This is a genomic window from Gordonibacter sp. RACS_AR68, assembly GCF_030418485.1.
Taxonomy (GTDB): Bacteria; Actinomycetota; Coriobacteriia; order Coriobacteriales; family Eggerthellaceae; genus Gordonibacter; species Gordonibacter urolithinfaciens.
The window spans coordinates 911,567-936,030 of the sequence record NZ_JAIPUP010000001.1; the positions used below are offsets into that span (position 1 = coordinate 911,567).

Consider the following 24,464-nt stretch of genomic DNA (forward strand, 5'->3'; position numbering starts at 1 on the left):
GTTCTTGAACGTGCAGGTCAGATGCGTCTACTTGGCGAAGGGGCCGTGCCAGGCGAAGCGGCCGAGGCTCGCGGGCAGCCCGTCGCGGGTGGGGCCGTGGTGGTGTCCGGAGGCGGGATGGAAGCCCTTGCCGCGCGCCTGCCCGCGCTGCGGGTCCTGCGCCTGCTGAGCCTCTTGGCGGCCTTGGCGCGCTTGCGCTCCCTGCCCGTTTTGCTCGCGCCGCCCATCCGATGCTCCGTGGGCTGCGGACGAGCCGTGCTGGCGGAACATCGCGCACCCGAGCGTGGCCGCGCGCCAGCCGCGGCCTCCTCCGCAGGGATCCTGCGGGCGCGCCGTCTCGGGCCATGGCTCGGGCTCGTGGTCGGTTCCGGAATCGCCGCCGCGGTAGAAGCCGCGCTTGCCGTCGCGTCCGAGCGGGTGCTTGCGCTCGTAGCGCTTGCCGCCCTTTCCGGATGCGCCGCCTTCCCGCTGCTCCGCCTTCTTCTTGCCGTCGCTTCCATCGCGGCCGTCCTTGCCTTCGCCCTGCTCCTTGCCCTTGCCGTTGCGTGTGCCGGAAGCCTCGGTTCCCTCGTGGTCAAGCGGGTGCTTCCGCTTGCCCATGAGCCATTCGCCGGCGGAGAGCTGCACGCCCATGGGCATGAAGCGCACGGAGACGGCCCCCACCTTGTTGTACCAGCCGGTCACGGCGCACAGCTCGCCGCGCATGAGCGCACGGTACACGCGGATGGCCGTCTCGTCGGCGTCCATGGAGAAGTACTTCCAAGCGGGCGCGTTCTGGATCCCGGCGTTCTTCGCGAAGTTCGTGCGCGTGGCGCCGGGGCAGGCGGTGGTCACGCTCACGCCCGTGCCGCGCAGCTCGCGGGCGAGCGCGGTGGAGAACGACAGCACGAACACCTTGGCGGCGCCGTAGAGCGCGTTGTAGGGGCAGGGGGTCTTCGCCATCATGGAGCTCATGTTGAGGATGCGGCCGTGGCCGCGTTCGAGCATGGGCTGCAGGAACACGCGCGTGAGCTCGGCCAGGCTCGTGACGCTCACCTGGATCATGGCGCGGATGTCCGCGACTGGCAGGTCCGAGAACTGGCCGGCGGGGCTGTACCCCGCGTCGTTCACAAGGATGTCGATATCCTTGCCCGCCTTGCATACGCGCTTGAAGATGGTGCGCGCGGAATCCGGGTCGGACAGGTCGCAGGCTACGGGCAGCACGTCGACGCCGAGGATGCGCAGCTCCTCGGCCTGCTTCTCGAGAGCCTCCTCGTCGCGGGCTACGGTTACGAGATCGTATCCGTCGCTGGCGAACAGCAGGCACAGGGATTCGCCGATGCCGCTCGTCGCGCCGGTTACCAAAGCGGTTTGGGACATAGTGGTGCTCCTTTCGATCAGGGCGGCGGGAGCCGCATGCCGCGGCCTGCCCGGCGTCCGGACGTTTGCCCTCGCATCATAAAAGCGCCCAGCCGGTCCGTTCCGGACGTCGGCTGGGCGTTGCGAAGGCGCGACGCGCGCGCCACCGCCGCGAAATGCTCGGTGCGCGGGTCAGGCTTGCGCGCTGGGCGCCTCTGCCTCGGCTGCGGAAGGGGACGCCTCGTCGAGGCGCCGCATGCCCTTCGCGCCCACGGCGAGCACGGTGATGACGAACCAGCACGCCACCAGGCCGTAAGCGGCCGGCGCCTCGCCGAAGGCCGTCACAGCTGCCGAGGTGGCGAACACGGCCATGGGCGCCGCCACCACCACGAGCGAGTTCTGCGTGCCGAGCGCGCTGCCGCGGTCCTGCTCGGGGATGCGGTCGAGCATGAAGAACCCGAGGAGCGCCGAGGCGGGCCCGGCGCTCACGCCCAGGAGCACCGCGCCGAGCAGCATGACGGGGAAGTCGGGCAGCGTGCCGAGCACCGCCACGCCGGCCGCCATGCCCGCGAGCGAGAGCAGGTACCACGTGCGGCGCGCGAGGCGCGGCGCGAGGGCGGCGTAGCCGAGCGAGCTGGCCAAGAGGCCCAGCGACATGGCCGACAGCACGTAGCCCAGAAGCTCCGGCCGGCCGAGCTCGGTGAAGTGCACCGGCAGCACGAGCCCCTGGAACGATCCCATCACCATGATGATGCCGAAGGAGAGCAGCGTGGAGGCCGTGAGCACGCCGTCGGTGCGGAAGAGCACGCGCGCGCCGGTGCGCAGGGCGTCGAGCGCGGACGCCACGGCGCTGCGGCCCTCCGACGCACCTCCGTCCCGACGCAGGCCCTCCGCGCCCACCGAGCGCGGCACCGTGCAGGTGACGACGGCGGCTGCGAACGACAGTGCGGCCGTGAACCACAGCGACGTCACGCCGCCCACCGTGCCGATGAGGAACGCCGCGACGGCCGGCCCCACGATGGTGGTGAGCGAGTCGAGCGACTGGGTGAGGCCCATGAAACGCTGCAGGTCGGCCTTGTCGCGGGCCACCACGGCGGGCAGCAGGGCGTCGCGCGCCGTCATGCCGGGGATGTCGCCGATGGCTCCCAGCAGGCCGAGCGCCACGAACCAGCCGAAGTCGAGGCCCCACAGCATATCGACCACGGGGATGAGCGCGACGCTCGCCGCAGAGACGAGGTCGGACAGGATGGAGATGTCGCGACGGTTGAAGCGATCGAGGGCCGCGCCGCCCACGATACCGATGACCATCTGCGGCACGGCGCAGATGAGCGCGAGCGTGCCGGCGGCCAGCGCGTCGCCGGTGGTGGCCAGCAGGATGAGCGGCAGCGCCACCGCGGCGATGGAGTTGCCGAGGAGCGAGAGCGCGTTCGATGCCAAAAAGCGCGGCGCGATGCGGGTCGGGTGCGGGTTCGTGTGCATGGGAGGTTCCTTTCCGTTTCCGTCAGAAAGGAAGTAAAAACTACGACGTTGCGTCGGGGTCAAGCGAGCTGTGGTGGAATTATGAGGGAGGTCCGCGCTTGCGAGCGAACGAAGACTCGCCTACGGGGAACACCTTGAGGCTGTCGTTAGCGAATCGAAAGATCCCGTGCGGCTTCGCCATCTTCGCCCGTGGGATGACGCCCGCTCCCCCGATGACGATCGCCGAGGACGGCCCTTCGTCGAAAGCCCCTCTCCGAGTCACAGTAATCACCGCTGTGAAGCGTTTTGGCGGGTTTCAGTGCTCCCGCGCGTGCACTCGCGGCTTTCGCAAGAGCGTTTCCCCTGGTCGGGAAAGGCAAGGATGGGCAAACGCTCCTTGCGAGCTTCACCGCGGTGATTTCTGTGCATCCGAGACCCCGAAAACGCGAAGAACCGCGTCCGGCCGGAGTCCAATTGTGGGTAGGCGCCCTTTGCCGTTAAAGCGACCCTTTACAGTAAAGGGTCGCTTTTCAGCACGTGGGACCGTTGGCCTTCTTTGCGGGCGAGGATGCGGGATTTCATCTCCTCTTCCAGGCGATCTTCCGCATAGAGTTGAGCGGGGTTCAGACCCTTGCGCATAAGCTCGTCGACGAAGCGTTCCAGCTCGATGTCTTCCGGATTGGTCACGTCTTCCCAGTTGGCGGAATCGAGGCAGTCGATGAACGGGCCGATCATATCCAGCGCTTCCTCGACGAGCTGGTCGAGCTCCTCGCGTGGCGTATCGGCGGGCAGCTTGTCGAACCGATCGCTCATCGCCTTCATCTCCCCGAACAAGCCGAGTTGGTGGATTTTCTCCATCACGCGCTCGAGCTCGGCGGTGTCGGACTCGGTGTAGAGATGCCCCGTGATGAGCAGGGCTTCGCGCTCGCCGCTGGTGATGGCTCCCTCTTTGTAGTCGATGAGCGTCCGCACCGCTTGCGCGAACCGCACCGGTAGGTCGGGGTCGAGCCGCTCGGCCTTCAGCAGCGCGATCGTGCGGCGCTGCTCCTCTAGGCGCTCGATCTGGGCGGCCAGCTCGCGGTCGAGCTCGTCGAGGGCGTCGTCGGCACCCGCGCCGGCCGCGTGGGCGGGGCTCGCGTCCATCTGCTCGAGCACCTCGCCGATGCGGTCGAGCGAGAACCCGAGCGACGCGAGCCGTTTCACGCGCAGCACGCGCGCGAGGTCCTCCGCGCCGTAGTCGCGGTAGCCGTTCTGACCGCGCGGCGGCTCGGGCAGAAGGCCGATGGCGTGGTAGTGGCGCAGCGTGCGCACCGTGCAACCGGCCAGCTTCGCAATCTCGCTCGACTTCACAGGACGCCCCCCCCCGGCTATGGGCGCGGCGCGCGCACCATGCAGCGCTCCACCAGGTCGAATCCCGGCGCGCCTCGGCGCTCGACCGTCTCGAAGCCGAAGTGGCCGTAGATCTGCTCGAGGCGGTCGGTGTAGCAATCGAGGTAGCAGCGCAAGCCGCGCCGATCGGCCTCGTCCAGAAACGGCGTGAACAGGCGGCGGAACGCGCCCGTGCCGCGGCGGGCAGGATCGACGCCGGCCGAGATGAAGTAGATGAAATCCTCGTCGGCCCGTGCGCGCTCGAGCGGCCAGCTGGTGGAGGAGGCGAGGTCCATCGCTTCGGCGCGCGGCCCGAGGACCGCACCTTCCTCAGGCGTGAGCGTGGCGGCCATGAGCAGCGCCGACTTCCCCTCCAGCCGCTCCCAGCCGCCTTCGGGAAGCTCGCTGCGCAGGTAGACGTTCGCGGCCCCTGCATGGTCGGGCAGCGCATAGACGCACTGGTACGGCGCGGTGACGGCATAGTCCGACCGGATGGCGGCTTGCGTGACGGCCAGCTTGCGCTCATCGCTCATGCCGGGCACGTCGAGCCAGGTGACGTACCACATCTCCTCGAGGAAGCACGTGCCCACCATCTGGGCGAGGGCGTCAAGCTCGTCGGTTTGCTCGGGGCGCAGGGTGTCGAGTCCGGGCAGGTTCATGATCGATCCTTTGTCGCGATTCGGTTTCGGTTCGCCCTCGATTCTCGCATGACTTCCCGTCCCTGTCGAGCCGCGCTGCACAGCGCCTCCATACCGACACCCATGGCGCGGCCGTGCTGCAATCCGGCAGCACCGCTTCTTTTGTCGGACCGACCGCCCATCCGACGTCGCGCTTTGCGCGCGTTCCCGCCTGCGCAACGGTTGGTTGATTGCGCGGCAACGGCGGTGTTGCAAACGGGGCTGGCTCCCCGGGAGGCGGTGCGCCGTCCGGCAGAATCGTTCCCGTTCTCTCTAGACCATTCGGCTTGAAGGAGGCCCGTCGCTATGACTGCCAAAGATTTTCTCGACACCAACGATTTCACCAAGGACCAGCTGCTCGACATGATAGAGCTTTCCCGCGTGCTCAAGCGCTGCGTGAAGGCCGGCTACTTTCCCGAACTGTTGAGGCACAAGGCGCTCGGCATGATCTTCCAGCAGGTGTCAACCCGCACGCGCCTGTCGTTCGAGGGCGCCATGGCCGACCTCGGCGGCGATGCGCAGTTCTACGCGCCCGGCACCATCCAGCTGGGCGGCCACGAGACCATCGAGGACTCCGCGCGCGTGATGGGGCGCCTCCTCGACGTCATCATGGCGCGTGTCGACCGTCACGAGGACCTCGTCGAGCTGGCGAAGTACTCGCAGGTGCCTGTGATCAACGGCATGTCCGACTACAACCACCCCACACAGGAGATGGGCGACCTCCTCACCATGATCGAGCACTTGCCCGAGGGCAAGCGCATCGAGAACTGCAAGATGGTGTTCGTGGGCGACGCCACCCAGGTGTGCGTGTCCGAGATGTTCATCTGCTCGAAGATGGGCATGGACTTCGTGCAGTACGGCCCCGAGGGGCACCAGATCCGCGAGGACCTGCTTGAGATCGGCCGCAAGAACTGCGAGGAGTCCGGCGGCAGCGTCACCGTCACCGACAACCGCGAGGAGGCCATGAAGGACGCCGACTTCGTGTACACCGACGTGTGGTACGGCCTGTACGACAAGGAGCTGTCGAAGGACGAGCGCATGGCCATCTTCTACCCGACGTACCAGGTGACCGAAGAGCTCATGGCGATGGCCGCCCCGGACGCCAAGTTCATGCACTGCCTGCCCGCCTCGCGCGGCGAGGAGGTCACCGACGAGGTCATCGACGGTGCGCAGTCCATCTGCTGGGACGAGGCCGAGAACCGCAAGCACTCCATCCGCGGCCTGCTGGCGTGGTTCTGCCCGCAGGCGAAGGTCGACGAACCCGAGGCCGATGACGCTCGCGAGCAGCTGAACTACCTGCTGGAGGGCCTTGGGAAGCAAGGGGTTCCGACGGCCTGACGGCCCTCGGAACGAGTCGATGCTGCGGGCAGCCGCGGCGCCCGATCCTCGCGCGATGACGCGGGCTCGCGTACCGAAGCACGCGCCGCCCGCGCCATTCCACGAATCTGAAGCATCGCGGCTGCCCTCGCTGACTGACTACGCAAACCTGTGCGTGAAAGAAGGAAACCTATGGCAAAGAACAAGAAATTCCGCCTTATCGACGCGATCCTGTCGGTCATCACGGTCGTGTTCGTGGCGGAGGCGGCGGCGCCGGCCGCCGCTATCGGCAACTCGCAGTTCTTCTGGTGGATATTCCTCATTGTCGCATTCCTGCTGCCGTACGGCCTGGTGGTGAGCGAGCTCGGCACCACCTACGACGACGAGGGCGGTCTGTACGACTGGGTGCGCCGTGCGTTCGGCGACAAATGGGGCAGCCGCGTGAGCTGGTACTACTGGATCAACTTCCCGCTGTGGATGGCCTCGCTCGCGTTCCTCTTCCCCGAGACCATCGCCATGATCACGGGCATGGAGATAGGGCTGGTGCCGTCGCTCGTCATAGAGCTGGCGTTCATCTGGATCGTCGTGTTCCTCAGCTTCTCGAAGGTGTCGGACTCGGCGTGGATCCTCAACCTGGCGGCCGTGCTCAAGGTGGGCATCGCCGTGGTGGTGGGCGGCTTGGGCATCTGGTACGCCGTGAACTACGGCTTCGCGAACGACATGGCGCCGGCCACGTTCCTGCCGTCGCTCGACTCGAACAGCCTCACGTACCTGTCCATCATCCTGTTCAACTTCATGGGCTTCGAGGTCATAACCACCTACGTGGGCTCCATGGAGAACCCCAGCAAGCAGATTCCGAAGGCCATCATCGCCGGCGGCATTGCCATCGCGGCGCTGTACCTGTTCAGCTCGTTCGGCATCGCGGCGGCCATCCCGGCGCTCGACATCTCGCTCGACTCCGGCATCATGGACGCGGTGGGCATCATGGCCGGCGTGGGCAGCGTGCTGTTCGTCGTGGTGGGCATCGTGTTCCTCATCACGCTGTTCGGCAACATGGTCAGCTGGTCGTTCGGCGTGAACTTCGTGGCCGAGCACGCCGCACGCAAGCAGAACATGCCGCATGTGTTCGCGCACGAGAGCAAGAAGAACCAGATGCCCACCGGCGCGGCCATCGTCAACGGCATCGTGGCCAGCGTGCTCGTGCTGCTGTCGCCCGTGATGGAGCTGGCCGGCTTCGACGGCTTCTTCTGGATCTTCTTCTCCATGAACATCGTGTTCCTGCTGATCAGCTACATTCCCATGTTCCCGGCGTTTTTGAAGCTGCGCTCGGTCGATCCGGCCGCGAACCGCGTGTTCAAGGTGCCGGGCGGGCGCGGCGTGCTGCTGGTGGTAACGTGGCTGCCCGTGGTGCTGCTCGTGCTGTCCATCATCGCCACCATCGTGCCGCTGAACGGCTCCGAGGCCGAGATGTCGAAGATACCCATGCTCATCGGCGTGATAGCGTTCGTCATCCTCGGCGAGATCGTGCGCGTGTGGTCGGCCCGCGGGCGCGACGACCACTACGGCGGCATGGGCACGCACGGCGATCCGTTCGCCTACGACGTGGCGCACAGCTTCGAGGAGGAGCCCCCCTCCGAGGAGGTCGCCATGGAGGAGGACATGCTCATCGGCCGCGAGCCGCGCGATCTGGTGTAGCGCGCCGGCCTTGCGGGGCGCTCCGCCGCGCAGGCGCACGCCACTCGCGCGGGCGCCCTGCCTCGGCGAGGGACGCGGCTCCCAAGGCGCGGCTCTCGCCTGGGTGTGGCGCCCCGCCCCGCACCTGCTATGTTGTAACGACGTTCGAAAGGACCTGACCTATGGAAACCATTTACGAAGAGCAGTCCACCCCGAGGCAGGACGGCTACCGCATGCCCGGCGAGTTCGAGCCGCAGGAGCGCATCTGGATGCTCTGGCCGCACCGTCCCGACAACTGGCGCGACGGCGCAAAGCCCGCGCAGAAGGCGTTCGCCGAGGTGGCGCGCGCCATCGCCCGCTTCGAGCCCGTGATCATCGGTGCGAAGCCCGAGGACTACGAGGCCGCCCGCTTCGAGATGTCCGAGGATGACAACGTCATGGTCATCGAGATGACCTCGGACGACTCGTGGATCCGCGACTGCGGCCCCACGTTCGTGAAAAACGACGACGGCGACGTGCGCGCGGTGCACTGGCACTTCAATGCCTGGGGCGGCCTGTACGACGGCCTTTACTTCCCCTGGGACCAGGACGCGCTGGTGGGCGTGAAGGTGGCCGACCTCGCGCGCGCCGTGCGCTACCGCCCCGACACGTTCGTGCTGGAGGGCGGCTCCATCCACGTGGACGGCGAGGGCACCGTCATGACCACGGAGATGTGCCTGCTGTCGCCGGGCCGCAACCCGGAGCTCTCGAAGGAGGACATCGAGGGCTATCTGCGCGAGTACCTGAACGTGGAGAAGATCATCTGGATCAAGGACGGCATCGACCCCGACGAGACGAACGGCCACATCGACGACGTGGCGTGCTTCGTCCGCCCCGGCGAGGTGGCCTGCATCTGGACCGACGACGAGGACAACCCGTTCTACGAGGCCGCCCATGCCGCCTACGACACGCTGTCGCAGGCCACCGACGCGAAGGGCCGCCAGCTGAAGGTGCACAAGCTCACCATGCCGAAGGTTCCCACCTATATGTCGCAGGAGGAGGTGGACGCCATCGACGTGGTGGAGGGCACGCTGCCGCGCACGACCGACGATTACGCCATCGCCTCGTACATGAACTTCCTCATCGTGAACGGCGCCATCATCTTCCCGCAGTACGGCGACGAGTACGATGAGTTGGCCCGCGAGCAGGTGCAGGCCATGTTCCCCGACCGCGAGATCGTGGGGGTGCCCACCCGCGAGATAGCCTACGGCGGCGGCAACATCCACTGCATCACCCAGCAGGAGCCCGCCCGCAGGTAGGTTCCGCAGCTAGAAGCGCCCGGCCGACCCCGTCTGACTCGTACAGGCGGGGTCGGCGCCTTTACCGCAGCACCACGGCCTGCGCGCCCAGGGCGTAGTAGCGGGCGGCGAACGTGGCCAGGGGATAGGAAACCTGGCCGGCCAGGGAGTCGCTGACCAGCACGGTGCCGGCGTCCAGGTCGTAGCCGCGCACCACCACGCAATGGCTGTTCGTGACAAGGCGGTACGTGCGGCCTTCTTCCTGCGCGGTGCGGTAGCACGCGCCGGGCTCGTCCAGGCCAATGGTGCACCATACGACGACGGGGTTGCCGGCGGCCGCCTGGGCGAGCACGTCGCGGAAGGCCGCACCTGTCAGGTCGGTTGCCTCGAGGCTGGACCCGTGGGCGGCCAGGTAGGCCGACGCCGCGTCCGCGATGGCGGGGGCCATGCAGGAGTGCCCGTTGGGGGAGGAGGGATCGCCCATGAAGGCGTGCACGAAGTCGTCGGCGCTCGTGGGCAGCCACTCCTGGGCCATCTCGGTCTTCTGAAGGACGAAGCCGCAGGCCAGAAGCGCGTTCGTGAGCGCTACCGACTCGCAGCCGGTGGGGAGCTCGGGGTACTGCTGCAGGGCCGGCACGTCAAGGGACGCGCTGCGCGGGAGCTCGGCGGCGGCCTGCAGCTGGGCGGCTTCGGCGGCGGCCCGCGCCTCGAGGTCCACGTCGGCCGCCGCCGAAGGCGAGGTCGTGGGCGGCAGGGCGAGCGCAAGGGCCAGCACGAGAGCCGCAGCGCCGAAGCAGGCGAGGGCCGCCTTGCAACGTGCCAGGACGCTTCCCGCCCGCGCCACGCGGCTCTGCGCGAACAGCGGCCGGGAACGGCGGGCGCCTTCGACGCAGGGGCGGCGCCGGTACGGCGTGGTGCCGGGGAAGGTATTCTGGCGACGGGTCGGTCGGTACGGCATAGGTGCCCCTTCGAGCGGTTTCCTTTGGTGCCGAGGTTAGCGCCCGAACTTGAAAGCAAGCTGAAAGAACGGGCGAACCTGCATGCGCACCATCACGGCTCCTCGGTTACCGAGCCGTTACCAAGAACACGCGCGAGGAAGCCGAACTGTTTCGCCGGCCGCGGAATCTCCTCAATTTCGTGGATCAGGCGCGGGCGCGCCCCGAGGAGCGGCCCGAGCCGCCCTGCATGTGCGCCCTAGGTGCAGCCCGCCCTGCGCACGCGCTTTGGGCAGCCCGCGCTATCTTGCACTCCCCCCCGGCGTCGTTTCTCTGCTTGCCGCATAACCTCCAGATTTTCGATAGGCCCGCGCAAGAAGGGAGGTGCGTTTGCTACCCTTGCGTTGTCGCATCGGGACTGCTGCTTCGCATCCTGTGCGAGATTTTTTGAAAACACCCCTTGACCCTCCCCGTGCAGGAGGCTGTTGAATGCGATGAGAAGGAGGTGAGAACCATGTTCTACATCGGAGAGTTCTCGAAGATGGGCAAGACCACCATCAAGACGCTGCACCACTACGACCGCATCGGGCTTCTGCGCCCGGCTGCCGTGGACGGCGCGACGGGCTACCGCCTGTACACCACGTCCCAGCTCGTCGACCTGCACCGCATCCAGGCGCTGCGGCAGGCGGGCCTGTCGGTGGACGAGGTAGCCGCCATCGAGGGCGGCGCCGACCCGCGTCCCATCCTCGCACGACGCCGTGAGCTCGTCGAGCGGGAACTCGCCGCGCGCCAGGAACGCCTCGCGCGTATCGCATTCATGCTCTCAGACGAAGGAAAGGGGTTTTCCATGAACTATCAAGCCACCATCAAGGACCTGCCCAGCTGCATCGTGTTCTCCAAGACCATGACCGTGCCCGACTTCTCCGCGTACTTCGAGGTGATTCCCGCCCTCGGCCGCGCCGTGAAGGAGGCCAACCCGAACCTCAAGTGCGCCACGCCCGAGTACTGCTTCATCACGTACCTCGACGGCGAGTACAAGGAGCGCGACATCACCATCAAGTACAGCGAGGCCGTGGAGGAGTACGGCGTGGAGTCGGACGGCATCGTGTTCGAGGAGGCGCCGGCGGTCACCGTTGCGTCCGTGATGCACCGCGGTTCCTACGCCGACCTGCCGCGCGCCTACGCGTTCGCCATGGACTGGATCGAGCAGAACGGCTACCGCGCGTCCGGCCTCGCCCGCGAGAGTTACATCGACGGCATATGGAACTGCGCCGACGAGTCCCAGTGGCTCACCGAGATCCAGGTTCCCATCGAGAAGAGGTAGCGTGTGGCCGGGGCGCGGAACGGCCGCCGCGCCCCGGCTTGCGCTCTAGTCGTCGAGCAGCTCGAACCCGTAGCAGTCGGTGTCCTGCGTCGTGTGGAAGATGCGGCGCACAGTGAGCGTGTCGTCCGTGCACGTGTAGTACACCCAGTAGCGCTTCACGAGCTTGCGCCGGTAGGCCGGATGCTCGAGGTCCTCGTCGAAGAACGGCTGGCCGAGCTCCGGCATCTCGGTCGCGCGCTCGATGGCGGCGAAGATCGCGTTGGCGGTGTCGCGCGCAGCTTGCGGCGACTTCAACGTGAGCGCGATGTAAGCGAGAATGCCGTCGAGGTCGGCGCTTGCGCGCGGCCTGAACTCAATCTCGCGCATGAAGTTGCTCCGCCGATTCGATGAGCTTGTCAACGCGCGTCTTCACTTCGTCGAAGGGAATGGCGGCCGGCCGATATTTCTCCTCGATCTCCGCTTCGCGTAGCTTGCGCACGGCGCGCTCATGGCGCAAGTGCTCGTCGTAGGCCTCGCTGTCGATGACGACGAGCGAGGCCGCGCCGTTTTTCGTCATGATGATGGGCTCGCGCGTCTCGCGCGCCAGACTCTCGATATCGTTCAACCGTGTTCGCAAGTCGCTGATGGGCCGTATCTGAGGCAGTGCAGCCTGCATGCTCATGGACGTCCTCCTTGTTATAAATAAGTAACTTATTTATAACATAATAAAAGACTGCCAGCAAGCACGCATCGTCTTACCGGTGGACCCCCCACCCGAACAGCCCGCAACCCGCTCCCCAGTGACGCAGAGCACGCAGCTTGACCCCCTGCGAAAGAGTCCACCACCCTGCCGGTCGGCGCCCCGCCCGTGCAGCACGCCGAGCTTTCGCGAAGTGTGCGAGAAGCGCTGCACGGGCGGGGCGCCGACCGGCAGGGTGCCCACGCCCCCTATTTCATCAGCATCTTCAGCAGCTTCATCTTCGTATCGTCAAAAGGCGGGTTGCGGATGGGCATCTCCAGCCACGTGCCCTTCTTGAGCGTGGACTTGTAGTGGGTGAAGCAGTCGAAGCCCACCTTGCCGTGGTAGGCGCCCATGCCGGAGTTGCCCACGCCGCCGAAGCCCATGTGGTTGTTCGCCAGGTGGATCACCACGTCGTTCACCGTGGCGCCGCCGAAGGGCAGGCGCGTGAGCACGCGGTGCTGCACCTGCTTGTCGTCGGAGAACACGTAGCAGGCGAGCGGTTTCTCGAAGGCGCGCACGATGTCGAAGGCCTGGTCGAGCGAGCGGTACGTGAGCACGGGCAGCACCGGCCCGAATATCTCCTCGCCCATGATGGGGTCGTCGAGCGTCACGCCCCGCAGGCACGTGGGCTCGATGCGCAGCGTCTCGGGGTCGCCGTGGCCGCCGAACGCCACCGTCGCGTTCGGATTGCGTCGCTCGATGAGTCCCATAACGCGCTCGAAGTGGCGCTGCGAGATCATGTGCGGCCACTGCTCGCACGCCAGGATGTCCTGCCCGTAGTACTGATGGAAGCACGCGTCGAGCTGCGACACGAAATCGTCCACGACGTTCTCGTGCACGAGGAGGTAGTCGGGCGCCACGCACGTCTGCCCTGAGTTGATGCCCTTGCCCCAGGCCACGCGTTGGGCTGCGCGCTTCACGTTGGCGGTCTCGTCCACGATGCAGGGGCTCTTCCCGCCCAGTTCCAGCACCACGGGCGTGAGGTGCTTCGCCGCCGCCTCCATGATGGTGCGGCCCACGCCCGGGCTGCCGGTGAAGAAGATCTGGTCCCAGCGCACGTCCAGCAGCCAGTCGTTCATGGCGCCGGAACCGGGGAAGCCGCATACGAATTCGGGCGGGAACACGTTCGCCAGGATATCGATCAGAAGCTCGCTCGTGGCCTTCGAGGTGCGCGAGGGCTTGAGCGCCACGCAGTTGCCGGCCGCGATGGCGTCCACCATCGGCACGAGCGCCAGCTGCACGGGGTAGTTCCACGGCGAGAGCACCAGCACGACGCCCAGCGGGCTCGGGTACACCTTCGACGTAGAGTGGAAGTGCACGAGCGGCGTGGGCACCCGGCGCGGGCGCGCCCACTTGGACAGGTGCCTCACGCACGTGTTGATCTCGTCGTAGACGAGGCCGAGCTCGGTAGCGTAGCCCTCGAACGCGGCTTTTCCCAGATCGGCGTGCAGCGCCTCCAGGATGCGCGCCTCGTTGGCCTTGAGGTAGGCCTTCAGCTTCACGAGCGCCTCGCGGCGGTAGTCAACCTGCAGCGTGGCGCCCGTCTGGAAGAAGGCGCGCATCCGCTGCGCGGCGGCTTCCACGTCGGCGAGGCTTGCGAAGGTGGGGATGTTGGTCATGCTCGTGCCTTTCTCGTTACCTTCGTAGGGCAAGGGCTCTGTCCTTGCCGCTCGACCTGCGATGGCGTCCCCTATTGACTGCAAGGGCAGAGCCTTTGCCCTACGGGGGAACCTGCCTAGTACGTTGCTTCCAGGATCTCGAGGGCGTCGTCCAGCGTGATCTCGGCCTCGTTGTACAGGGCGGCGCCGTCGTAGCGGGCCTGCCTCGCCACGGCGGGAAGCTGGTCGTGCGCCACGCCCAGCTCCGACAGCTTGAGCGGCACGCCGTACTGCTCGTGGCAGTGCTCGTTCATGGCGAACAGCGCATCGCAGAAGGCCAGGTCGCGCTCGGCTGGCATCGCCTGCGGCCCCAGCTCGGCCGCGCGCGCGGGCGCCAGGTGGGACAGCAGCTCGCCGTAAAGCCCGGCGTGCACGCCATGGTAGAGGTTGAAGCGCACGCAGTGGGGAAGGAGCATCATCATGGCCTGGCCGTGCGGGATGTGGCAGAGGCCGCCGAGCGAGTGCCCGAGCGCGTGCACGATGCCCACCATGGCGTTGCTGAACGCCGCCCCCGCCATGAGCGATCCGAGTGCCAGGCTCGTGCGCGCATCGACGTTCGCGCCGTCGCGGCAGGCCGTGGGCAGGTTGGCCGCGATGAGCTCGATGGCCTTCACCGCGAACGCGTCGGACACGGGGTTCTTCTGGATGGACGTGTACGCCTCCACGGCGTGCGTGAGCGCGTCCATGCCGGTGGTGGCCGTGAGCTTCGGCGGCAGCGACGCCGTGAGCGCCGGGTCGAGGATGGCCGCGTGCGGCACCAGCTTGTAGGACGTGAACGAGAGCTTCGCATGCTTCTTCGTGTCGGCCACCACGGCCACGAGCGTTACCTCGCTGCCGGTGCCGGCGGTAGTTGGCACGGCGATGAACGGCGGCAGGTCGGCGTGCAGGATCTCCGAGCCCTGCAACGTGGCGAAGTCCACGCCCTCGCAGGCGAGCGAGGCGGCCGCGCCCTTCGTGGTGTCGATGACCGAGCCTCCGCCGATGGCCACGAACCCGTCGCAGCCGCGCTCGGCGTAGAGGCGCGCCACCTCGTTCACCACGTCCATGGACGAGTCGGGCGGCACCTGGTCGAACACCTCGTAGGCCACGCCGGCCGCGTCCAGCACGTCGGTGAGCTTGGCGGCCACGCCCAGCTTCACCAAGCCCGCGTCCGTCATGACCAGCGGATGCACCACGCCGCGGTCGGCCAGCTCATCGGGCAGCTTGTCCAGCGCGTGCGACCCCGCGATGATCTTGGTGGGGCAGCAGAATTCGAATGCTTTCACGGCTTCTCCTTCGCCTTCTCGGGAAAACTTGCCACAGCCTCCGTTCTTGTCCAGCGCCATGAGCAGGTCATATGCTGCATCTACGCAGGTCGAACGCTTGCGAAGGTGCGGCCGAAAACAGAGGCTGTGGCATGTTCCGGGGCACCGTCTCCCTTTCTCCTACGGCGTTGCCGCCGTCGGTCTGCGATACGCGCGCCGCCAGCCGAAGAACATCTTCAGCAGCGCCGTGAACAGATAGGTGAGGGCCACGCCCGTGTCGTTGGGACCGCGCGTGGAGAACGCGCGCTGCGCGAGGGCGTCCTTCAGCGTCAGGCCGCCCGAAAAGCAGCCGAACGCATAGGCCGGCGAGCGGAAGTCGATGACGTAGTCCACAGCCACGGCGTCCGCATCGGCGCTGGCCAGCCCGCTTCCCGGCTCGACGTCGCGGGCAACGCGCGCGGGCGGAATGCGCTCGAACGAGCCGCGGCCGGTGCGGCGGCATGTGCAGGCCAGGTCGGTGCCGCGCACAGACAGCATGAACGTATAGCCCGGCGCCAGGTAGGCCACCTCGGCGCGGATCTTCGGCGAAACGTGCCGGAGCAGCGTTATCAGGTGCGGCAGCAGGCGCAGCAGCACGCGTACGTACAGCGCTTGGAGGCGTTGGGCGGCGGTTCGCCGCGGAGGCGTTTGGTCGGACATGGGCGCTCCTTGCACATCCTCGATGACGATGCCTCTCATGATAGCACGCCCCTTCTCGCATCTCTTGCGCGGCCCGCCCCGCGGCCTGCGTCAGCCGATGTACGCCCTGTACACCAAACGGTGTAATTCCATGACGCGAAGATGACAATTGCGTTGAAGGAAACCTGATCAGGAACCACGCGTGATATGGTAGGCCCATCACCTACCTAAGCGAAGCGATCATCGACCATAACGATACCCAAGGAGCGTGAACCACATGACCGATATGCACGGCAACACCCCCGCCGGCGGCTCCGTCCCGCCGACTCCGGGCGACGAGCATGCCCAGCATTCAGCCCAAACGGGGCAGCAGCCTTACTACCAGCAAACCTACAAGCCGCAGCACACGCCTGGCCAGGTGACGGTTGAGAAGAAGTCGCACGGCCTGCGCACGTTCCTGCTCGCGTTCGCGGGCGCGGCTCTCGCCTGCGTGATCGGTTTGGGCGGCTTCGGCATCTGGCAGGCCGCTACCGGTGCCGACAAGGGCGGCGGCTCCGACTCCGGCTCGTCCACGCAGCTGGGCTCGCAGAGCTCCGGCAGCATCAACGCCACCGACGCCGAATCCGACCAGACGCTGGCCGAGGCCGTGGCCCAGAAAGCGCTGCCCTCCGTGGCCGCCATCGACGTGTACGCGAACCAGTCCAACATGGGCGGCATGTACGGCTTCGGCGGCGGTTCCAACTCCGGTTCCGGCAGCACGCTCACGCAGGCCTCGCTCGGCAGCGGCGTCGTGCTCACCGACGACGGCTACATCATCACGAACTACCACGTCATTGCGGGCGGCGACGCCTACAAGGTCACCATCGAGGGCGAGACCTACGACGCCGAGGTCGTGGGCAGCGATCCCAGCTCCGACATCGCGGTCATCAAGGCCAAGGACGCCAGCGGCCTCAAGGCCATCGAGATCGGCAACTCCGACGACCTTATCATCGGCGAGTGGGTCATGACCATCGGCAGCCCGTTCGGCCTCGAGCAGTCCGTCGCCACCGGCATCGTGTCGGCCACGAGCCGCTCGCAGATCATGGACGCCGGCACCGACCAGTACGGCCAGAGCTCCGGCGAGACCACCATCTACCCGAACATGATCCAGACCGACGCGGCCATCAACCCCGGCAACTCCGGCGGCGCGCTCGTCGATGCCGACGGCAAGCTCATCGGCATCAACACGCTGATCACGTCCTACTCGGGCAACTACTCCGGCGTCGGCTTCGCCATCCCGGTGAACTACGCGGTGAACCTGGCGCAGCAGATCATCGACGGCAAGACCCCGACCCATGCGCAGCTCGGCGTGTCGCTGTCCACGGTTAACGCCCAGAACGCCCAGCGCTACGGCCTGTCGGTTGACGAGGGCGCCTACGTGGCCGCCGTCAGCGCGGGCTCCGGCGCTTCCGAGGCCGGCCTGCAGGAGGGCGACATCATCACGAAGTTCGACGGCCAGAAGGTGGAGTCCGCGAGCGACCTCATGCTGGACGTCCGCTCCAAGAACCCCGGCGACAAGGTGAAGCTGGAGGTCAACCGCAACGGCGAGACGAAGGAGGTCGAGGTCACGCTCGGCTCCGACGAGAGCTCGCAGAGCGCCTCCACCCAGCAGAACAACGCTCAGGAATCCCTGCTCGAGCGCCTGTTCGGCGGTGGCAGCGGGTCCAGCGAGAACGCGGCGTAAGGGTTGCGGGCGGATACCCGCCGCCCGTCTGCTCATTGCGTGAACTGCCTGGAAAAGGCCGTGCGAGCTGCGCGGCCTTTTCCATTTTCGGGTAAGATTGATGCAACGTATGCACATATGACGGTCATCGAAGGGGTTGGTCATGGCTGAGGACAGGGCGAAGGCGGAGGAGAACGTCGAGGAGCTTGAGAAGTGGGCGCGCGTGCGCGAGCGCGGGTATGCGTACCCGCGCGTGCTGCTGAAGCTCTCGGGCGAGGCGCTGGCGGGCGACGTGGGATACGGCATCGACCCGAAGGTCGTCGACGCGCTGGCCGACGAGATCGCCGACATCGTCGAGGACGAGGTGGAGGTGGCCGTGGTCGTGGGCGGCGGCAACATCTTCCGCGGCTTGGCGGGAAGCGCCGAGGGCATGGACCGCGCCCAGGCCGACTACATCGGCATGCTGGCCACCGTCATGAACGCATTGGCCCTGCAGGACGCCTTCGAGCGCCACGGGATCTTCTCCCGGGTGCAGAGCGCCATCACCATGCAGGAGGTTTCCGAGCCCTACATCCGCCGCCGCGCCGTGCGCCACCTGGAGAAGGGCCGCGTGGTCATCCTGGCCGCCGGCACGGGCAACCCCTACTTCACCACCGACACCACGGCCGCCCTGCGCGCCTGCGAGCTCAACGTGGACTGCCTCATGAAGGCCACGAAGGTGGACGGCGTCTACGACAGCGACCCGTCCAAAAACCCGGACGCCAAGCGCTTCGACCGCATCAGCTACATGGACGTGCTGTCGAAGGGCCTCAACGTCATGGACTCCACGGCCACCTCGCTGTGCATGGACAACCACATGCCCATGATCGTGTTCGATCTGACGGTCGAGGGCAACATTTCGCGCGCTTTGAAGGGCGAAAACGTTGGAACCACGGTAGAATAGAGATGCATCCGCGCCCCGGCGCGGCGATCGGTGCGCGCCGCCGCACCGCAGGGAGTTGGGTGAAAGGAGCCGATCATGGTTGATGATATTATGTTGCAGGCCGAGGAGCGCATGGAGCGTGCGCTCGCGTCGCTGGGCGAGGCGTTCGGCTCCGTGCGCACGGGGCGGGCGAACGCCCTGCTGCTCGACCGCATCAAGGTGGACTACTACGGCGTGCCCACGCCGGTGAACCAGATGGCCGGCATCAAGACGCCCGACGCGCATATGCTGGTCATCGAGCCGTGGGACAAAGGCGTGCTGGGCGCCATCGAGCATGCCATCATGGAGAGCGACCTGGGCGTCACGCCGTCGAACGACGGCTCGTGCATCCGCCTGCCGTTCCCCTCGCTCACCGAGGAACGCCGCCGCGAGCTGGTGAAGCAGTGCAAGGGCTATGCCGAGGAGGCCCGCGTCGCGGTGCGCAAGGCGCGCCAGGACGCCAACGCCGCCCTCGATCGCTGCGTGAAAGACGACAACCTCCCCGAGGACGACGAGCGCCGCGCCCAGGCCGAGGTGCAGAAGCTCACCGACAAGTACGTGGCCCAGGTGGACGAGGCCTTCAAGAAGAAGGAAGCCGAAGTGATGGAAATCTAGGGGTTCCGCGGGCCTCCGGCCCGCGGAACTGCTCGACGCTGCGAAGCGTCGATGCGCCCGATCTCGCGGCGAAGCCGATGACTCGCGTACCGAAGTACGCTTCGCCATCGCCTTCCCCACGATCTCGAACACCTCGACGCTTCTCGCTGACTTACTACGCCAACCTGTGGGATTTGAATCAACCTGCGCGGTTGGCGTGCGACTTGAAAGCAGTGCTTCCTTGAACAAACCGCTCGACTACATATTCCCGAACCCTCCCGCCGACCTCGATCCGACGCGGCTCGACCCTGCGGCGGTGCCCGAGCACGTGGCCGTCATCATGGATGGCAACGGCCGCTGGGCCAAGGAGCGCGGCAAGAACCGCCTGTTCGGCCACAAGGCCGGCATCGAGGCGGTGCGCGAGACCATCCGCTGCGCGTCGGACGTGGGCGTGCGCTACCTCACCATCTACTCGTTCTCGTCCGAGAACTGGAAGCGGCCGCAGGACGAGGTCATCGGCCTCATGAACCTGTTCGCCACCACGATGCTTGCCGAGGTGGACGGCCTGCACGAGGAGCACGTGCGCGTGATGACCATCGGGCGCACCGACGAGCTGCCGAAGAAGACGCGCGACGCGTTCGCGAAGGCGTGGGAGAAGACGAAGGACAACGACGGCATGACGCTCGTGGTGGCCGTGAACTACGGCGGCCGCGTGGAGATGCTGGACGCCATGCGATCGCTCATGGACGAGGCCCATGCCGCGGCGCGCGCCGGCCGCGCGCCCGAGGAGCTCACCGAGGAGTCGTTCGCCCGGCACTTGTACACGGCGGACATCCCCGACCCCGACCTGCTCATCCGCACGAGCGGCGAGATGCGCGTGTCGAACTTCCTGCTGTGGCAGATCGCCTATTCCGAGTTCGTGTGCACCGACGTGCTGTGGCCCGACTTCGACCGCTACGAGCTCCTGCGGGCGCTCTTGGAGTTCCAGGGGCGCGACCGCCGGTTCGGGGCGGTGAAGTAGGATGGAGCCGCGGCGGGCCGACGAGGCGGTTCCGGAAGAGGACGACCGCACGCGCAAGGAGCGGCTCAAGGACTTCGCACAGGACAAGACGCCGAAGAAGCTGAAGAACCCCACGAACTTCCAGGTGCGTTTCCGCACCGGGTTCGTCTACATCGTCGTGTCCGTGGTGTGCGTGCTGGCCAGCGAGTGGACCACGCTCGCGCTGCTCGTGGCCATGGCCGGCATCACGGCCGGGGAGTTCTACTACATGCTGCGCCAGGACGCGAAGCTGCCGAACGAGATGCTGGGCATCATCGCCGCCATGCTGTATCCCGTGAGCGTGTTCTTCCTCGGGTTGGACGGGGCGCTGTACGTGAGCCTGGCGCTGCTCTTGGCGCTTATCGTGTGGTACGTGTTCTGGATGCGGGCGCGCGTGCCCGACGTGGGCGTGAGCTTCTTCGGCGCCGCGTACTGCGGCATGCTGCTATCGGGCATCATCGTGGTGCGCGAGGCGCTGCCGGCGCCATGGGGCGGCGTGCTGGTGCTGGGCATCCTCTTGAGCGTATGGGCCAACGACTCGTTCGCCTACTTGGTGGGAAGCAAGTTCGGCAAGCACAAGCTGGCCCCGCGCACCTCCCCGAAGAAGAGCTGGGAGGGCTTCTTCGCCGGGCTCGCGGGCTCCGCGGTTTTCTGGTGCCTGATGACGCTCGTGCCCGGTGTGACCATGTCCATCCCGCAGGCCATCCTGTTCGGCTTGGCGAGCGGTCTCATGGGCGTGCTCGGCGATCTGGCCGAGAGCCGCATCAAGCGCAACTCCGGCTTCAAGGACTCCGGCACCATCATGCCGGGGCACGGCGGCCTGCTCGACCGTTGCGACTCGCTGTTCCTGGTGGCCGTGACTTCGGCCATCTTGCTGGTGGCAGGAGGCTGCATACCGTATTAGGCTCCGCTGCTCTAGGAGGCACGTATGAAACGCATCGTCGTACTGGGGTCGACCGGCTCCATCGGCACGCAGACGCTCGACGTGGCGCGCCGCCATGCCGACAAGCTGGAGGTGGTGGCGCTCGCCGCGGGCACGCGCGCGGAGGAGCTGCTGGCGCAGGCACGGGAGTTCGGCGTGCGCCACCTGGCCGTGGGAGACGGACGCCTGGCAGGCGAGCCGGTGGCCGACGAGCTGGCCGCGCAGGCGCGCGGCGGCGCGCTGCCGGCGGCGGATGCGCCGTCGTCGCTTGCCGAGGCCGTGGCGCGCCGCAGCGCGGGCGGCGAGGGCTCGCTCGGGTTCGGTGCGCAGGCCGTGGCCGACCTCGTGCGGCTGCCGGAGGCCGACATCGTGGTGAACGCGCTCGTGGGCGCGGCCGGGTTGCGTGCCAGCTACGAGACGCTGCGCGCCGGCAAGGTGCTCGCGCTGGCCAACAAGGAGTCGCTTGTGGTGGGCGGCGACCTCATCATGCCGCTGGCCGCGCAGGTGGACGCGCAGCGCCGCGCAGCCGGCGCGGCGCCCGCCGTCGGGCCCGCCGGAGCGCTCATGCCCATCGACTCGGAGCACGGCGCTATCTACCAATGCCTCTTGGGCGAGGACGCGCGCGAGGTGGCGCGCCTGTGGGTGACGGCGTCGGGCGGCCCGTTCCGCGGCCGCACGCGCGCCGAGCTCGCCGCCATCACGCCCGCCCAGGCGCTCGCGCACCCCACGTGGAACATGGGAGCGAAGATATCCATCGACTCGTCCACGCTCATGAACAAGGGGCTCGAGGTCATCGAGGCGCACCACCTGTTCGCCATGCCCTACGACCGCATCAGCGTGGTGGTGCAGCCGCAGAGCGCCATCCATTCCATGGTGGAGTACTCCGACGGCAGCGTGAAGGCGCACCTCGGCACCACCGACATGCGCATTCCCATCCAGTTCGCGTTGAGCTACCCCGAGCGCTGGGACGCGCCGGTTGAGCCGCTCGACTTCACGAAGCTGGGCTCGCTCGAGTTCGCCGCGCCCGACACCGGCACGTTCCGCTGCCTGGCGCTCGCGCGCGCGGCCGGCGAGCGCGGCGGCACGCTGCCGTGCGCCATGAACGCTGCGAACGAGGTGGCCGTGGCGGCGTTCTTGGCCGAGGAGGGCACGTACTTGGGGATAGCCGCCTGCGTGGAGGCCGTCATGGACGCCCACGACGTGCAGCCCGTGGAGAGCCTGGAGCAGCTGGAGGCCGTGGACGCCTGGGCCCGCGCAAGGGCCCGGGAGTGGATCGCGGCGCAGTAAGGGGCGGCCGCGCTCTTGCGGGGACGAAGGGGAAGGGGCTCGGCATGGAAGAAGCCGGAGAAGGGCGTGGGACCAGGCGGGATCCTTTCCGCCTGGTGATCTGTGCGGCCGTCGCCGTCTCGCTCGGCCTTCTTGCGGTGGCAGGGGGCGTCCCGGCGCCCGAGCCGTCGGGAGAGCCCCTCGTGCAGGTGGTGAAAAGCGCGAAGCAGTTCCCCAACCGGGTAACGGAAGGCCGCGCGTCACTCGGGTATCCTGACGGCCTGTGGGTGATCGCGGAGATGGAGCCCGGGACTTCGAACATGATGGGCAGGGAGATCGCCGGTTCGCAGAAGGTGGTGGGCGATGACAGCTTCTCCCACGGGTTCTACGTGGGGGAGTTCACAGGGATGAGCTTCGACGATCTGCGGGGCTATACCGAGAAGGCGCAGGAGGAGGCGCGCAAGGCGGCCGATGCGCTGGAAGAGAGATTGCGTGATCCGAAAACCTCGGATGCGCAGGCTGCCATGTGGTCTTCGTTTCTGGAGAACCTTCGAAAACGCGTCTACCTCGAGCCGCAGCTTGTGGTCTTGGACGGGTGCCGCGGCTTGATCTGGGATACCGTCGTGCCCTACGAAAACGATGGGTTCGTCACGAGATCCTGCTTTGCAGAAATCGACGGGGACACGGTGGGTTTCGTATACTGTGGGTTCTACCAGCACGAATACGACGACGACCCCGCGTTTTGGGACGACATCCTCGCCAGCCTCGAGGTACGCTAGAGAAAACGCCGGTCACCGTGCGGCTCGCCGCCGGCCTGCCGCCGCCCGATTCGCCGTCCGGCCTGCTGCAACCTGGCCTGTCGCTGCCCGACCCGCCGTCGTCCGGCCTGCTGCAGCCGGCTTCTCGTGTGCATTTTCCACAGGGCTTGTAGGTTTTTCCCGCACATCGGTTCGGGCGGGTTCCCGTTTCCTATAATGGGCGCAGGCGCGGGAAACCGCGCTGGCTTTCCCAACCTCGCGCTCGAAAGGACTCGAGTTCATGGATATAGTTCTTATGATCGTATACGCCACGATCCTGCTCGGGTTCCTCGTGTTCATCCACGAGGGCGGGCACTATCTGGCTGCGCGCGCGTTCGGCGTGCGAGTGACTGAGTTCATGCTGGGCCTGCCGGGACCGAGCATCGGCTTCACGCGGGGCGGCACGCGGTTCGGCGTGACGGCCGTGCCGCTCGGCGGGTACGCGAAGGTGTGCGGCATGGAGGCGGGCGAGATGAGCCCGCATCTCCAGCAGGTGCTCGCCGCGCTCTACCGCCGCGGCACCGCCAACATGGAGGATATCGCGCGCGACTGCGGCATCTCCGACGACGAGGCGTACGACGCGCTCGAGGAGCTGGTAGAATGGGGCAGCATCAAGGGCCCCACGAAGAAGGACCAGTACAACACGTACCGCACCGTCGAAACGAGGCCTACGAGGAAACAGCTCAAGGCCGCGGCGGCAGGGGAGGCGGCCCCGGTGTCCTATGCGCTCGGAGAGGCGCGCCCGGTGGACGACGCGCACGCGCTGTATCAGAGCGAGTACCGCCAGCAGTACCGCGCGCTGCCGTTCTGGAAGCGCTCCGTCATCCTCGTGGCCGGCGTGTTCGTGAACCTGCTGTTCGCCATGTTGCTTTTCGTGCTCATGTACTCGGTGATCGGCTTCGAGGCCCAGAGCCCGAACACCGGCGTGTTCTACCATGCAGTGCTCACGCCGCTGCAGTCCGTGCAGGCCGGCTTCGCCTATATCGGCCAGGTGGTGGCGCTGGTGGCCAGCCTGTTCAACCCGGCGACGGCCGCGGACACCATGTCGAACACCACCTCCATCATCGGCATCGCCGTGATGTCGAAGGACGCGGTGGACATGGGCCTCATGGGCATCTTGAGCTTCACGGCCATGATCTCGGTGTCGCTCGGCATCATGAACCTGCTGCCCATCCCGCCGCTCGATGGCGGGCGCTTCGTGGTGGAGGTATTCCAGAAGGTGTCGCGGCGCGTGGTCTCAACGCGGGCGCTCAACTACATCTCCGCGGCCGGCATGCTGCTGTTCCTGGGATTCTTCCTGATCATGGCGAACCAGGACATCCAGCGGTTCGTGTTCGGGAATTGGTGAGCGGCGGTCTGGGGGCCGCCGGAACCCGCTGATCGCCCAGCTTGCTTTTGGCACCTGGTCTTCGCTTGCAAAGCCGGGTGCCTGCGTGGCCGTAGCAGGCCGCATGCGTGGCTTCATCTTGTCCCTGCGGCGATTGGGCCCGGCTTCGCCGAGTCTTCCAGCATCC

22 protein-coding genes are annotated in these 24,464 nt (G+C 67.0%); 12 read left to right on the plus strand and 10 right to left on the minus strand.

Going from position 1 to position 24,464, the window contains the following annotated elements; translation table 11 throughout:
* Nucleotides 1–27 precede the first annotated feature (27 nt).
* The 4 genes from K9U15_RS03900 to K9U15_RS03915 all read right to left on the minus strand — a co-directional run bounded on the left by K9U15_RS03900 (nucleotide 28) and on the right by K9U15_RS03915 (nucleotide 4,823).
* Nucleotides 28–1,359, minus strand: a complete 1,332-nt coding sequence (locus K9U15_RS03900) for an SDR family NAD(P)-dependent oxidoreductase (protein ID WP_231897345.1) — start codon at nucleotides 1,357–1,359, stop codon at nucleotides 28–30.
* Nucleotides 1,360–1,530: 171 nt separating this feature from the next.
* Complete coding sequence (locus K9U15_RS03905; protein ID WP_301155628.1) at nucleotides 1,531–2,817, minus strand: MFS transporter; 1,287 nt, start codon at nucleotides 2,815–2,817, stop codon at nucleotides 1,531–1,533.
* Between the two features lie 489 nt (nucleotides 2,818–3,306).
* Nucleotides 3,307–4,146 carry a MerR family transcriptional regulator gene (locus K9U15_RS03910; protein WP_096227230.1) on the minus strand — a complete coding sequence of 280 codons (840 nt, stop codon included), beginning with the start codon at nucleotides 4,144–4,146 and terminating at the stop codon, nucleotides 3,307–3,309.
* 17 nt (nucleotides 4,147–4,163) lie between these two features.
* The gene (locus K9U15_RS03915) at nucleotides 4,164–4,823 is read right to left on the minus strand and encodes a GNAT family N-acetyltransferase (protein ID WP_096227229.1); all 660 of its coding nucleotides are present in this window, start codon (nucleotides 4,821–4,823) and stop codon (nucleotides 4,164–4,166) included.
* A gap of 324 nt (nucleotides 4,824–5,147) precedes the next feature.
* Between K9U15_RS03915 and ptcA the strand changes: the two genes are divergently transcribed.
* The 3 genes from ptcA (at nucleotide 5,148) to aguA (ending at nucleotide 9,130) form a co-directional block, all read left to right on the plus strand.
* Nucleotides 5,148–6,179: a putrescine carbamoyltransferase gene (gene ptcA, locus K9U15_RS03920; RefSeq protein ID WP_096227228.1), complete on the plus strand. Its 1,032-nt coding sequence runs from the start codon at nucleotides 5,148–5,150 to the stop codon at nucleotides 6,177–6,179.
* Between the two features lie 171 nt (nucleotides 6,180–6,350).
* Complete coding sequence (locus K9U15_RS03925; RefSeq protein ID WP_301155629.1) at nucleotides 6,351–7,853, plus strand: APC family permease; 1,503 nt, start codon at nucleotides 6,351–6,353, stop codon at nucleotides 7,851–7,853.
* A 161-nt stretch (nucleotides 7,854–8,014) separates the two neighbouring features.
* Nucleotides 8,015–9,130 carry an agmatine deiminase gene (aguA, locus tag K9U15_RS03930; RefSeq protein ID WP_096227226.1) on the plus strand — a complete coding sequence of 372 codons (1,116 nt, stop codon included), beginning with the start codon at nucleotides 8,015–8,017 and terminating at the stop codon, nucleotides 9,128–9,130.
* Between the two features lie 61 nt (nucleotides 9,131–9,191).
* Here aguA and K9U15_RS03935 read toward each other — a convergent pair whose 3' ends face one another.
* A complete protein-coding gene (locus K9U15_RS03935; protein ID WP_301155630.1) occupies nucleotides 9,192–10,067 on the minus strand; it encodes a C39 family peptidase in 876 nt (291 codons plus the stop codon).
* Nucleotides 10,068–10,558: 491 nt separating this feature from the next.
* Here K9U15_RS03935 and K9U15_RS03940 point away from each other — a divergent pair, with 491 nt between their 5' ends.
* On the plus strand, nucleotides 10,559–11,368 hold the full coding sequence (locus K9U15_RS03940) for a MerR family transcriptional regulator (RefSeq protein ID WP_096227224.1): 810 nt from the start codon (nucleotides 10,559–10,561) through the stop codon (nucleotides 11,366–11,368).
* 45 nt (nucleotides 11,369–11,413) lie between these two features.
* Here the strand turns inward: K9U15_RS03940 and K9U15_RS03945 are convergent, their stop codons facing one another.
* The 5 genes from K9U15_RS03945 to K9U15_RS03965 all read right to left on the minus strand — a co-directional run bounded on the left by K9U15_RS03945 (nucleotide 11,414) and on the right by K9U15_RS03965 (nucleotide 15,690).
* Nucleotides 11,414–11,734 (minus strand): type II toxin-antitoxin system RelE/ParE family toxin, encoded by a 321-nt coding sequence (locus tag K9U15_RS03945; protein WP_096227223.1) that lies wholly within the window; start codon nucleotides 11,732–11,734, stop codon nucleotides 11,414–11,416.
* Entirely contained in the window at nucleotides 11,721–12,029 is a 309-nt protein-coding gene (locus K9U15_RS03950) for a type II toxin-antitoxin system Phd/YefM family antitoxin (RefSeq protein ID WP_096227222.1), read from the minus strand. The genes K9U15_RS03945 and K9U15_RS03950 overlap by 14 nt, the downstream gene beginning before the upstream one ends.
* A 266-nt stretch (nucleotides 12,030–12,295) precedes the next feature.
* On the minus strand, nucleotides 12,296–13,708 hold the full coding sequence (locus K9U15_RS03955) for an aldehyde dehydrogenase (protein WP_096228585.1): 1,413 nt from the start codon (nucleotides 13,706–13,708) through the stop codon (nucleotides 12,296–12,298).
* Nucleotides 13,709–13,824: 116 nt separating this feature from the next.
* Complete coding sequence (locus K9U15_RS03960) at nucleotides 13,825–15,012, minus strand: iron-containing alcohol dehydrogenase (RefSeq protein ID WP_096227221.1); 1,188 nt, start codon at nucleotides 15,010–15,012, stop codon at nucleotides 13,825–13,827.
* Between the two features lie 159 nt (nucleotides 15,013–15,171).
* Complete coding sequence (locus tag K9U15_RS03965) at nucleotides 15,172–15,690, minus strand: D-alanyl-D-alanine carboxypeptidase (protein ID WP_087191430.1); 519 nt, start codon at nucleotides 15,688–15,690, stop codon at nucleotides 15,172–15,174.
* A 256-nt stretch (nucleotides 15,691–15,946) separates the two neighbouring features.
* Between K9U15_RS03965 and K9U15_RS03970 the strand changes: the two genes are divergently transcribed.
* From K9U15_RS03970 to K9U15_RS04005, 8 genes are all read left to right on the plus strand, one after another.
* The gene (locus K9U15_RS03970) at nucleotides 15,947–17,392 is read left to right on the plus strand and encodes a trypsin-like peptidase domain-containing protein (RefSeq protein ID WP_301155631.1); all 1,446 of its coding nucleotides are present in this window, start codon (nucleotides 15,947–15,949) and stop codon (nucleotides 17,390–17,392) included.
* Nucleotides 17,393–17,534: 142 nt separating this feature from the next.
* Nucleotides 17,535–18,314, plus strand: a complete 780-nt coding sequence (gene pyrH, locus K9U15_RS03975) for a UMP kinase (protein WP_154270384.1) — start codon at nucleotides 17,535–17,537, stop codon at nucleotides 18,312–18,314.
* 75 nt (nucleotides 18,315–18,389) lie between these two features.
* Entirely contained in the window at nucleotides 18,390–18,947 is a 558-nt protein-coding gene (gene frr / locus K9U15_RS03980; protein ID WP_123673762.1) for a ribosome recycling factor, read from the plus strand.
* Between the two features lie 220 nt (nucleotides 18,948–19,167).
* Entirely contained in the window at nucleotides 19,168–19,947 is a 780-nt protein-coding gene (locus tag K9U15_RS03985) for an isoprenyl transferase (protein WP_096227219.1), read from the plus strand.
* Nucleotide 19,948: 1 nt separating this feature from the next.
* Nucleotides 19,949–20,869, plus strand: coding sequence for a phosphatidate cytidylyltransferase (locus tag K9U15_RS03990; RefSeq protein ID WP_087191405.1), 921 nt, complete (start codon nucleotides 19,949–19,951; stop codon nucleotides 20,867–20,869).
* A 24-nt stretch (nucleotides 20,870–20,893) separates the two neighbouring features.
* The gene (gene dxr / locus K9U15_RS03995; protein ID WP_301155632.1) at nucleotides 20,894–22,174 is read left to right on the plus strand and encodes a 1-deoxy-D-xylulose-5-phosphate reductoisomerase; all 1,281 of its coding nucleotides are present in this window, start codon (nucleotides 20,894–20,896) and stop codon (nucleotides 22,172–22,174) included.
* Between the two features lie 44 nt (nucleotides 22,175–22,218).
* Nucleotides 22,219–22,932, plus strand: a complete 714-nt coding sequence (locus tag K9U15_RS04000) for a hypothetical protein (RefSeq protein ID WP_301155633.1) — start codon at nucleotides 22,219–22,221, stop codon at nucleotides 22,930–22,932.
* A 259-nt stretch (nucleotides 22,933–23,191) separates the two neighbouring features.
* A complete protein-coding gene (locus tag K9U15_RS04005; RefSeq protein WP_123673756.1) occupies nucleotides 23,192–24,298 on the plus strand; it encodes a site-2 protease family protein in 1,107 nt (368 codons plus the stop codon).
* Nucleotides 24,299–24,464 lie beyond the last annotated feature (166 nt).